General features: G+C 52.3%; 1 protein-coding gene. It reads left to right on the top strand.

From position 1 onward, the window contains the following. Positions 1–60: 60 nt before the first annotated feature. Positions 61–669, top strand: a 609-nt coding sequence (locus ABRP66_RS11660) for an IS256 family transposase (protein WP_284796702.1), incomplete at its 3' end; no start/stop codon positions are given.

Below are 669 nucleotides of genomic sequence, written 5' to 3'. Positions count from 1 at the left end.
GGCGACCACCGTAGTACCTTTCGATTCCGTAACCACACTTCCTCGAAAGGGATAACCACGATGGCCGCTAGCCCATATTCTATAGACCCGACTACCTACTTAGACGAATTACTTGCCCAAGCATCCCCAGATCTCATGCGCGAGATGCTTCAAGGATTCATCAACCAAATCCTATCGACTCAAGCAGACCAGATCTGCGGCGCCGACTACGCCACCACGTCTAAGTCTCGAACCAATGTCCGCAACGGCTACCGCCACCGCGATCTTGATACTCGCGTTGGCACCATTGATGTCGCTGTACCCAAACTACGTACCGGGTCATTTTTCCCGGACTGGTTATTGCAACGACGCACTCGGGCAGAACGAGCACTAACAACCGTAATAGCTACCTGCTATTTAAAAGGCGTGTCCACACGCAGGATGAACGATCTCGTCGCCAGTTTGGGAATTAATAATCTTTCAAAGTCGCAGGTATCTGACATGGCTAAAGACCTGGACGAGATGGTCGAAGACTTCCGTACCCGACCACTCGATACCGGTCCATACCTGTATGTTGCCTGTGATGCATTGACCATGAAAGTCCGCGAAGGAGGACGCGTGGTCAAAGCTTCCGTCCTCGTGGCTACCGGGGTTAATGCCGAAGGCTATCGTGAGCTATTGGGCATGCAG

The organism is Corynebacterium sp. KPL2680 (assembly GCF_040225675.1).
Classification (GTDB): domain Bacteria; phylum Actinomycetota; class Actinomycetes; order Mycobacteriales; family Mycobacteriaceae; genus Corynebacterium; species Corynebacterium rhinophilum.
This window is presented reverse-complemented; position numbering and strand designations above follow the sequence as displayed.